This is a genomic window from Geobacillus sp. DSP4a, assembly GCF_013096875.1.
Classification (GTDB): Bacteria; Bacillota; Bacilli; order Bacillales; family Anoxybacillaceae; genus Geobacillus; species Geobacillus thermophilus.
Genome location: NZ_SDLD01000240.1, coordinates 1 through 374, shown reverse-complemented (window position 1 = coordinate 374; position 374 = coordinate 1). Strand labels below are relative to the sequence as shown.

Here is a 374-nt window from a genome sequence, read left to right as displayed (position 1 = left end):
TTGAATCACGTCCTCCTCCCCCTCCTATGAACCGATGGATTTTCTCTTCCGAAATAATTCACAAAAAATTTAGCACATTCTTTCAGAAAAGGGGAGAGGGCTTTCTGAAGGAATGTGCAAAAAAATGGCTCTTTTGTTCCGAAATAAAGTGATAATTTACATTATATCTACCTGCATGAATTTCCGTGGATGTTGGCCAATACTTTTTGTTTTTCGTTGTCCAAGAAGTGACGTTCCCGACATCTAACGATTCATAGTAGGAACCGTTAAAAATCCAAATTTTATACCCCGTCGCTCCACTCACAGGATTCCATTTGAAATCGATATATCCTGTTCCATTTCCGTTTGTATAACTTACCCCCGTCGGAGCAGAT

Annotated in this window: 1 pseudogene; it reads right to left on the bottom strand. The window is 39.6% G+C overall.

Annotated features, from left to right (window positions below):
* Positions 1-163: 163 nt before the first annotated feature.
* A pseudogene (locus tag ETC02_RS17580) lies at positions 164-374 on the bottom strand (hypothetical protein); the annotation flags it as partial.